The organism is Micromonospora sp. NBS 11-29 (genome assembly GCF_002140155.1).
Taxonomy (GTDB): domain Bacteria; phylum Actinomycetota; class Actinomycetes; order Mycobacteriales; family Micromonosporaceae; genus Micromonospora.
In genome coordinates, this window is record NZ_NAPR01000002.1 from 146,903 (window position 1) to 157,232 (window position 10,330).

Annotated in this window: 3 protein-coding genes and 4 pseudogenes; 4 read left to right on the plus strand and 3 right to left on the minus strand. The window is 73.9% G+C overall.

Annotation, left to right across the window (positions count from 1 at the left end):
• The 4 genes and pseudogenes from B1205_RS30535 to B1205_RS00690 all read left to right on the plus strand — a co-directional run.
• On the plus strand, positions 1-183 hold a 183-nt coding region (locus B1205_RS30535), incomplete at its 5' end, for a winged helix-turn-helix domain-containing protein (RefSeq protein WP_254909606.1).
• Positions 183-1,285: pseudogene (locus tag B1205_RS00680) on the plus strand (sensor histidine kinase). The gene B1205_RS30535 and the pseudogene B1205_RS00680, both read left to right, overlap by 1 nt.
• 202 nt (positions 1,286-1,487) lie before the next feature.
• Positions 1,488-4,028 carry a malectin domain-containing carbohydrate-binding protein gene (locus tag B1205_RS00685; RefSeq protein WP_089153833.1) on the plus strand — a complete coding sequence of 847 codons (2,541 nt, stop codon included), beginning with the start codon at positions 1,488-1,490 and terminating at the stop codon, positions 4,026-4,028.
• Positions 4,029-4,101: 73 nt separating this feature from the next.
• Positions 4,102-4,433, plus strand: a pseudogene (locus B1205_RS00690) (VOC family protein).
• Between the two features lie 61 nt (positions 4,434-4,494).
• Here the strand turns inward: B1205_RS00690 and B1205_RS00695 are convergent.
• The 3 genes and pseudogenes from B1205_RS00695 to B1205_RS00705 all read right to left on the minus strand — a co-directional run.
• Positions 4,495-6,549, minus strand: a pseudogene (locus B1205_RS00695) (3-hydroxyacyl-CoA dehydrogenase NAD-binding domain-containing protein); the annotation flags it as partial.
• A complete protein-coding gene (locus B1205_RS00700) occupies positions 6,546-7,739 on the minus strand; it encodes a thiolase family protein (protein WP_089153834.1) in 1,194 nt (397 codons plus the stop codon). The pseudogene B1205_RS00695 and the gene B1205_RS00700, both read right to left, overlap by 4 nt.
• Positions 7,740-7,830: 91 nt before the next feature.
• Positions 7,831-9,152, minus strand: a pseudogene (locus tag B1205_RS00705) (HRDC domain-containing protein).
• Positions 9,153-10,330: the final 1,178 nt, after the last annotated feature.

Consider the following 10,330-nt stretch of genomic DNA (forward strand, 5'->3'; position numbering starts at 1 on the left):
CTGCTGCGGGCGCGCGGCGCGGTGGTCTCCAGCGAGGAGCTGCTGGAACGCGTCTGGGACGCGAACACCGACCCGTTCACCACCATCGTCCGGGTCACCGTGATGACCCTGCGCAAGAAGCTCGGCGACCCGCCGCTGATCGACACCGTGGTCGGCGCGGGCTACCGGATCGAGGCATCCTGATGGGTACGCGGCGGCTACGGCCGACGCTGCGGCTGCGGCTCACGCTGCTCAACGGCGTGCTGCTGGTCGGCGCCGGGGCGATCCTGGTGCTGCTGGCCTGGCTGCTGGTCCGCGACGCGCTGCGCCCCACCGACGAGCTGCTGCCCGGCACCACGGTGGTGCTCACCGACGGCCGCACCCTGGACGCCGGGCAGTGGCAGCAGCGACTGGTCGACGCCGCGTCGCGCGAGCTGCTGCTCAAGGGCCTGCTGGCGTTGCTGGCGATCAGCGTCGTCGGCGTCGCCGGGGCGTACCTGGTGGCCGGCCGCGCCCTGCGCCCGCTGCACCAGGTCACCGCCACCGCCCGCCGGCTCGGCGAGGCCACGCTCAACGAGCGGATCGGCTGGTCCGGCGCGGACGACGAGGTGGCCGAGCTGGCCGAGACGTTCGACGCGATGCTGGACCGGATCACCGCCGCGTTCGAGGCGCAGAAGCGGTTCGTCGCCAACGCCTCGCACGAGCTGCGCACACCGCTGGCGGTGATGCGTACCGAGATCGACGTGACGCTCAGCGACGACGACGCCGACCTGGCCGAGTACCGGCGGATGGCCGGCGTGGTGCGGGAGGCCTCGGAACGGGCCAACGGCCTGGTCGACGCGCTGCTGGTGCTGGCCAGCAGCGAGGCGCAGACCGGCCGGCGGCTGGCCCGCCGCGCCGAGTGCGACCTCGCCGTGGGCACCGCCAACGCGCTCTCCGCGGTGGCCCGCGAGGTCGAGCGGATCGGCCTGAAGGTGCACACCTCGCTGCGTCCCGCGCCGGTGGTCGGCGACCCGGGGCTGCTCGACCGGCTGNGGTGCGTACCGGCACCGACGGGCAGCGGTCCTGGCTGGTGGTGGGGAACACCGGCTTCGAGGTCGCCCCCGCCGACGTGCCGGGGCTGTTCGAGCCGTTCCGGCGCGGCGGGCAGGAACGCACCGGGGCGCGCGGCTCCGGCCTCGGCCTGTCCATCGTGCGGGCGGTCTGCGACGCGCACGGCGGCACGGTGAAGGCGGTTCCCCAGCCCGGCGGCGGCCTGGAGGTCACCGTCACCCTCCCGTCCGCCGACCCGCCGGCGGCCACCTGACCGCCGATCCGCGCCGCCCGGCCGTACACCCGGCCCCACCTGATCGTGCGGCGCGGACCGGCTGTCCCGCGCGGTCGGCCAGGGTGGACGGTCGTGGCGACGCGGTGGTCGGCCAGAAAGGTCGCCCGGCGCTGGACGGCGGTGCGGCCGTGGCCCAGGGTGAGCGGTGCGACACGCCTCACCGCCCACTCAGGAGCTGCCCGTGACCCACCCCTCGGCCCCGCGCCGCCGCGCCCTCGCGGCGCTCGCCGCCGTCGTGCTCACCGCGGCCGGCCTGGCCCCGGCCGCGCCCGCCGGCGCCGCGCCCGACCACACAACCGTGGTCAAGGCCACCCCCGCCACCGCCTCGCCGAACATCCAGGACGGCACCGTCGACGCGATCCACGACGCCGGCACGAAGATCATCGTGGCCGGCTCGTTCACCCGGGTGCAGAACCGCGGGGTCGCCGTCGACATCACCCGCAACTACCTGCTCGCCTTCGACAAGGCCACCGGCACCGTCGACACGGCGTTCGCGCCGACGGTCGACAACGAGGTGTACGCCGTCGTCGCCGGCCCCACCCCCGGCACGGTCTTCGTCGCCGGCAAGTTCAACACCGTCAACGGGGTGACCCGGCGCAAGGTGGCGCTGCTCAACGTCGCCACCGGGGCGCTGGTCACCAGCTTCGCCGGCCCCGCGTTCAACGGGCTGGTCAACGACATCGCCCTGGTCGGCAACCGGCTGCTGGTCGGCGGCATCTTCACCACCGCCGGCAACACCACCCCGCGCGGCGGGCTGGCCTCGCTGAACGCCAGCACCGGCGCGGTGGACGGCTACCTCACCACGACGCTGACCGAGCACCACAACTACGACGGCGTGAGCGGCTCCAACGCCGGGGTCGGCGCGGAAAAGCTGGCGGTCTCCCCGGACGGCACCACCCTCGTGGTGATCGGCAACTTCAAGAAGGCCGACGACGTGGTGCACGACCAGATCGTCAAGCTGGACCTGGGCGCCGGCGCCGCCACCGTGGCCGACTGGAACACCAGTCGCTACACGCCGCGCTGCGCGTGGTGGGCGTTCGACTCGTACATGCGGGACATCGCGTTCGCCCCGGACGGCAGCTACTTCGTGGTGGTCACCACCGGCTCGCCGAACGGCGGCACGCTCTGCGACGCCGCGGCCCGGTGGGAGACCGCCGCGACCGGCACCGAACAGCAACCGACCTGGATCGACTACACCGGCGGCGACACGTTCCTGTCCGTCGCCGTCAGCGAGCGGGCAATCTACGTCGGCGGTCACTTCCGCTGGCTGAACAACAGCTTCGGCGGCGACAACGCCCAGGCCGGCGCGGTCGGCCGGGCCAGCATCGCCGCGCTCGACCCGCGTACCGGCCTGCCGCTGTCCTGGAACCCGGGCCGGCACCCGCGCGGCATCGGCGCCTCCGAGCTGCTGGTCACCCCGGCCGGGCTCTGGGTCGGCGGCGACACCTCGTGGATCGGCAACTTCCAGTACCGCCGCGAGCGGATCGCGTTCTTCCCGCTGGCCGGCGGCCTGGCCCCGCATCCGACCACCTCGGCCACCCTGCCGGGCACCGTGTACCAGGCCGGCGTGCCGAAGCCGACGAACGTGCTCTACCGGGTCAACGCCGGCGGGTCGGCGGTCGCCGCCACCGACGGCGGCCCGGACTGGGCGGCCGACGACGGCGGCAACCCCAGCCCGTACCACAACGGCGGCAACAACGCCGCCGGCTTCGGCGCGGTCGGATCCCTGGACAGCACCGTGCCGGCCGGCACGCCGTCCGCGATCTACGACAGCGAACGGTACGACCCGGGCGGCGCGCCGGAGATGACCTGGCAGTTCCCGGTGCCCGCCGGCACCGAGGTGCGGGTGCGGCTCTACCTGGCCAACCGGTACGACGGCACCGCCGCCACCGGGTCGCGCGTCTTCGACGTGGCCCTGGAGGACGCCGTCGTCCTCGACGACCTCGACCTGTCCGCCAGCGTCGGGCACAACGTCGGCACGATGCGGGAGTTCACCGTGGTCAGCGACGGCAGCGTCGACCTGGAGTTCCGCCACGTGGTGGAGAACCCGCTGGTGAACGGCGTCGAGATCGTCAAGACCGGCCCGCCGCCCCCCGGCACCGGTGACGAGGTGCGGGCCCGGTCGTACGACGGGACGACGACGGTCGGCGCGGCGGCCCCGGTGGCGAACCCGGACGGCACGCTCTGGTCCACCGCGCGCGGCGCGTTCTGGGTCGGCGGCACGCTGTTCTACGGGATGGACGGCGCGCTGTGGCGGCGCACGTTCAACGGCACCACGTTCGGCACCCCGGCCCTGGTCGACCCGTACCACGACGCCTACTGGGACACCGTGGTCACCGACTCCGGCCCGACCGGCCAGACGTACGTCGGAGCGACCACCGGCTTCTACGCCGAGATCCCGAACGTGACCGGCATGTTCCACTCCGACGGGCGGCTCTACTACACGCTCGCCGGGCAGGCCGGCCTGTTCTGGCGCTGGTTCACCCCGGACAGCGGCACGGTCGGCGCGGACCGGTTCACGGTGACCGGGTCGGGTGGCCTGGCCGACGCCGGTGCCGTCTTCGTCGCCGGTGGCACGCTCTACAAGGTGAACCGGGCGACCGGCGACCTGTCGGCCACCGACTGGGCGAACGGAGCCCCGACGGCGACGTTCACGGTGCGCAGCGGCCCGGCCGTCGACGGCACCGACTGGCGCGCCAAGGCCGTCTTCCTCGGCCCGTGAGGTAAGGCGGGGCCCCCTCTTAACGTTTTCGGTAGAGGAGGGGGCCCGCTTAACACCCACAGGAGGAAGCACCGTGACTGCACTGATCCACTGCGTGACCGTCGAGTCCGACGACCCGTACGCCCTGGCCGGCTGGTGGGCCCGGGTGCTCGACCGCGAGCTGGGCGACGACGACTTCCCGGGCGACCCGGAAGCGGTTCTCGCCGCGCCCGGGGGCCACGGCCCTGACCTGCTCTTCGTCGAGGTGGGCGAGCGGCACGGCAAGGGCGCGTTCCACCTCGACCTGCACCCGGCCGAGGGNACCGGCGCCGGCCGGACGGCACCGGCTGGGTGGTGCTCGCCGACCCGGAGGGCAACGAGTTCTGCGTCTGCCGCGGCCCGGCGGAACGCGCCGCGTCGGCCTGACCCGGAAAGCCGATCGCGGTGGCCGCACCGTCCGGAACGGACCGCGCGACCACCGCGATCGGGGNGGGCTGGCCACGCCGCGCGGCAGGAACCGCCGGCCGGTCACCCGCTCGGAGGTGCCGGTGCGGTCCAGGTACGGCGTGACGCCGCCCAGGTGGAACGGCCAACCGGCGCCGAGGATCATGCACAGGTCGATGTCCTGCGCCTCGGCGACGACCCCCTCGTCGAGCATGAGCCGGATCTCCTGCGCCAGCGCGTCCAGCGCGTTCTGCCGGACCTGCTCGGCGGTGAGCGGCTGGTCGCCGACCACGAGCAGCTTCGCGACCTCGTCGTTGATCTGGTCGTCGACCACGATCGGCTGGCCCGAGTCGGCGATCCGCTTGAGGTTCTCGCTGACGTCGAACCGCTGCGGGAATGCGGCGTGCAGGGTGCCGCCGACGTGGTACGCCACGGCCGGTCCGACGAGCTGGAGCAGCGCGAGCGGACGCATGGGCAGGCCCAGCGGGTCCAGCGCGCTGTTCGCCACGTCCAGCGGCGTGCCGGCGTCGACGGCGGCGAAGACGGTGCCCAGGAAGCGGGTCAGCAGCCGGTTCACCACGAACGCCGGGGCGTCCTTCACCAGCACCGACGACTTCTTGAGCTGCTTGCTCACCGCGAACGCGGTCGCCAGCGTGGCGTCGTCGGTCCGCTCACCACGGACGATCTCCAGCAGCGGCAGCACCGCGACCGGGTTGAAGAAGTGGAAACCGACGACCCGCTCCGGGTGCTCCAGGTCGGCGGCCATCTCGGTGATCGACAGCGAACTGGTGTTGGTGGCGAGCACCGCCTCCGGCGTGACGATCTTCTCCAGCTCGGCCCAGACCTGCCTCTTGACCGACAGGTCCTCGAAGACGGCCTCGATGACGAAGTCGGCGTCGGCGAACACGGACTTGTCGACCGAGCCGGAGACCAGGCCGTAGAGCTTGGCCGCCGTACCCTTGTCCATCCGGCCCTTGCTGACGGCCTTCTCGATCTGGGTGTGCACGTAACCCACACCCTTGTCCACCCGGGACTGATCAAGGTCGGTCATGACGACCGGCACCTGCAACCGGCGGGCGAACAGCAGCGCGAGCTGGCTGGCCATCAGACCGGCGCCGACGATGCCGACCTTGGTGACCGGCCGGGCCAGGCCCTTGTCCGGTGCGCCGGCCGGGCGCTTGGCCCGCCGTTGCACCAGGTCGAAGGCGTACAAGCCGCTGCGCAGCTCCTCGGAGAAGACCAGGTCGGCCAGGGCCTCGTCCTCCGCGGCGGTGCCGGTGGCGAAGTCGGCGTCCTTCGCCGTCTCCAGCAGGTCCAGGGCACGGTACGCGGCCGGGACCGCGCCGTGCAGCCGCGCATTGAGGGTCTGCCGGGCGAAGTAGAGCACGCCCGCCCACATGTCCTTGTCGACCTCCGGGCGTGTCACGGTGACGTCGCCCCGGACCACGCCGGCGGCCCATTCGAGGGACCGTTCCAGGAAGTCGGCCGGCTCCAGCAGCACGTCCGCGATGCCCATCTCGGCGGCCTGCTTCGGCTTGAGCATCCTGTTCTGGGTCAGCGGGTTCTGCAGGATCACCTGCGTCGCCGCCGGGATGCCGATCAGGTTCGGCAGTAGCTGGGTGCCGCCCCAGCCGGGCACCAGGCCGAGCGAGACCTCGGGCAGCGCCAGGGCGGTCGCGCCCGCGGACAGCGTCCGGTAGTGGCAGTGCAGCGCCAGCTCCAGGCCGCCGCCCATGGCCGCGCCGTTGACGAACGCGAAGGTGGGCACGTCGCTGTCCTTCAGCCGGGCGAAGACCCGGTGACCGAGCCGCCCGATCTCCAGCGCCTGCTCCCGGTCCGCGAGCGCCGGCAGGCTGGTGAGATCCGCGCCCACACAGAAGATGTACGGCTTGCCGGTGACCGCGACGAACGCCGGCTCGGCCGCGAGGGCCGCGGTGATCGCCTCGTCCAGGCTGGTCAGACCGCCCGGGCCGAAGCTGTTCGGCTTGGTGTGGTCGAAGCCGTTGTCCAGCGTGATCAGGGCGGCGGGTCGGTCCAGCCCCGGTACGTTCACCTGGCGCAGCAGTGCCTTGGTGACCACCTCGTCGGGTGCCTTCACTTGTCCCCCTCCCAGTGCGGGTTCTCCCAGATCACGGTGCCGCCCATGCCGATGCCGATGCACATGGCGGTGAGGCCGTAGCGGACCTCGGGGTGCTCGGCGAACTGCCGGGCGAGTTGGGTCATCAGCCGGACGCCGGAGGACGCGAGCGGGTGACCGATGGCGATCGCGCCGCCCCACGGGTTGACCCGCGGGTCGTCGTCGGCGATGCCGAAGTGGTCGAGGAACGCGAGCACCTGCACCGCGAACGCCTCGTTCAGCTCGAACAGGCCGATGTCGTCGATGCCCAGGCCGGCGATGCGCAGCGCCTTCTCGGTGGAGGGGATCGGGCCGACGCCCATCACCTCGGGCTCGACGCCGACGAAGGCGTACGACACCAGCCGCATGCCGACCGGCAGGCCCAGCTCGCGGGCGGTCTCCTCGGCGACCAGCAGCGCCGCGGTGGCGCCGTCGTTCAGGCCGGCCGCGTTGCCCGCGGTGACCTTGCCGTGCGGGCGGAACGGGGTCTTCAGCGAGGCCAGCTTCTCCATCGAGGTGTCCCGTGGGGCCTCGTCGACGGTCGCCAGGCCCCAGCCGCCCTCGTCGTCGCGGATCGCGACCGGCACCAGGTCACCCTGGAGCTTGCCGTTCGCGTACGCCTTGGCGGTCTTCTGCTGCGAGGCGAGCGCGAACGCGTCGGTGCGCTCCTTGGTGACGTGCGGGACGCGGTCGTGCAGGTTCTCCGCGGTGGCGCCCATCACCAGCGCGGACGGGTCGACCAGCTTCTCCGCGACGATCCGCGGGTTCGGGTCGACGCCCTCGCCCATCGGGTGGCGGCCCATGTGCTCGACGCCGCCGGCGATGGCCACGTCGTACGCGCCCATGGCGATGCCGCCGGCCACGGTGGTGACGGCGGTCATCGCGCCGGCGCACATGCGGTCGATGGCGAAGCCGGGCACGGTCTTGGGCAGGCCGGCCAGCAGGGCGGCGGTGCGGCCGATGGTCAGCCCCTGGTCGCCGATCTGGGTGGTGGCGGCGACGGCCACCTCCTCCACCTTCTCCGGCGGCAGCTGCGGATTGCGGCGCATCAGCTCACGGATGCAGCGGATCACCAGGTCGTCGGCGCGGGTGTTGGCGTACATCCCACCCGCCTTGCCGAACGGGGTGCGGACGCCGTCGACGAAGACGACGTCCCGAACTTCACGGGGCACTTGGAGCCTCCCTCGCAGGGCCATTTCCCCGCATGCTACTCGTCAGTAACCAACCGCGTCACCACTCCCGCTGTGGCCCACCCCACACGCGTCACGGGGTGGGCGTGCGCAGGGCCCGGGTGAGGGCGGGCAGGAGCAGGGCGAGCTGCCACTCGCGGGCACCCAGGGTCCGCAGCGTCTCCGCGACCGTCTCGTCGGTGATCTCCTCCGGCGGCTGCCAGGCCAGCCGGCGGACCGAGTCCGGGGAGATCAGGTTCTCCGCCGGCAGCCGGTGCGCCCCGGCCGTGCCGACCACCACCTCCCGGCAGCGGGCCAGCCGGCCCGCCGCGACCGGGTCACGCTCCGCCCACCGGTGCGGCGGGGGGGGGGNTCCACCACCGGGCTCACCGGCAGCGCGTCGTCCGGCAGTTGGCGTGCGTCGTCCAACGCCGCCAACCAGGTACGCGCCAGCCGGCGCACCGAGCGACCGCCGAACCCGGGGAGCGTGAGCAGCGTCTTCTCGTCCTTCGGATCCAGCTCGGCGGCGGCCACGATGGCCGAGTCGGGCAGCACCCGGCCCGGGGCGGCGTCCCGCCGGGCGGCGATCTGGTCCCGCGCGTACCAGAGGGCGCGGACCCGGGCCTGCGCGCGGGCCCCGCGTACCCGATGGATGCCGGACGTGCGCCGCCACGGTTCGGCGCGGACCCGGGGCGGACGGGCGCCGTTACGCACCAGCGCGGCGAACTCCTCCGCCGCCCAACCGGACTTGCCCTGCCGGTCGAGCTCGGAGTCGAGCGCGTCGCGCAGGTCGACCAGCAGCTCCACGTCCAGCGCGGCGTACGTCAGCCAGGACTCCGGCAGCGGCCGACTGGACCAGTCCGCGGCGGAGTGGTGCTTCTCCAGGCTGAAGCCGAGCAGCTGTTCGGTCAGCGCGGCCAGGCCGACCCGCTCGAACCCGGCCAGCCGGGCGGCCAGTTCGGTGTCGAACAGCCGCCGTGGACGCAGCCCCACCTCGGCCAGACAGGCCAGGTCCTGGCTGGCGGCGTGCAGCACCCACTCGGCCTCGGCGATCGCCGCGTCGAGGGCGGACAGGTCGGGCAGCGGCAGCGGGTCGACCAGCGCGGTGCCCGCGCCCTGCCGGCGTAGCTGCACGAGGTAGGCCCGCTGGCTGTAGCGGTATCCGGAGGCACGCTCGGCGTCCAGGGCCACCGGGCCGGTGCCCGCCGCGAAACGGGCCACGACCTCGTCCAGCTCGGCCGGGGTGGCCACCGGTGCGGGCGTGCCGTCGCGTGGGGCGGTCAGCGGGACGGCTGCGCCCGCGTCGGTGTCGGTCCCCGCGCCCGCCGGCTCCGGCACGGCCGACGACGGATGCGGAGACATCTCTTCCGTACGGCTTTCGGCGGTCCGACGGCGCAGGGGTGGTTCGTCGGTCACCTGGCAACCCTAGTAGGCCGGACGATCCGGTGTGCGCAGCCGGTCGGACGCGTGTCGGCCAGAGGTCGGCCAGGTGTCCGGAAGGTGTCGGGTTGCATGGGCGTGAGAGGGTCGGAAAGTGGGGAAGACAAACCCCGTTTCCGCCGGTACGGTCCATCGGGCCGTGAACGCGTGTGTGCCGGCCGCGGCGGCCGGGGGAGTCGGCGGAGCCGACCGGGGAGGACGGACGATCATGGCAGGCGGGTACGGAACCGGGGACGGTGTTCCGGGTCAGACCGACGACGGGACGACGGACCGACCGGGGCCGCTGCCGCCGCGCATCGCACCACCCGGCGGAACGCCCCCGTACCCCGCGACGCCCGCCGGCCGCGCGGCCAGCGGTCCCGACCCGGCCTGGGGCGGCGCCGCCGGATACCCGGCCCGGCCGCCGGCCCCCGCGCCGCCCCCCTACCCGGCGTCGACGGTCCACCCTGGGGCGACGCCCTATCCGGGTTCGGCGGTTTACCCCGGGTCGGCGCCGCACCATGGATCGGCGTCCTCCCCGGCTTCGGCGGCTCACCCCGCGTCGGCCCAGCCGTCCGGTGCCGGCTACCCGGCTCCGGGAGCCTTCGGTGCGGCGTACCCGGGCCAGACCGACCTCGCCGGCCCGCCGGCCCGTGCGGCGTCGCCGGTCGTGCCGACCCAGCCGACCTCCGGCCCGGCCCGTCCCGGCTCGTCGCACGCCGCGCCGCCGGTGTCCGGTCCGGCCACCTCGGGGTACGAGACCTATGGGCCGGTCGTGTCCGGTCCGGCCGCCTCGGGGCACGGGGCCTTCGGGCCGCCGGTGTCGGGCCCGGCGACGCCGGGGCACGGGGCCTTCGGGCCGTCGTACCCGACACCGCCGGCCGGCTTCGGCGCGCCGTCGCCCACCGAGCGGCCCGGCCGGCGCAGCCGGCTGCCACTGGTGGCGCTGGTCCTGGCCGGGGTGCTGGCCGTGGTCACGGGCCTCCAGGCGTACCAGATCCACCGGCTCGACGACCGACTCGCCGCCGCCGACCGACGGCTGGCCGAGACCCAGGGGGCGGACGCCCGCCGGCTTGACGGGCTGGAGCAGCGCGCCGGGAGCCTGGAGAAGCAGGNNNNCCGGCGCCGCGTTCAACCCGGAGGCGGTGGCGAGTGCCGTGCTGCCCAGCGTGTTC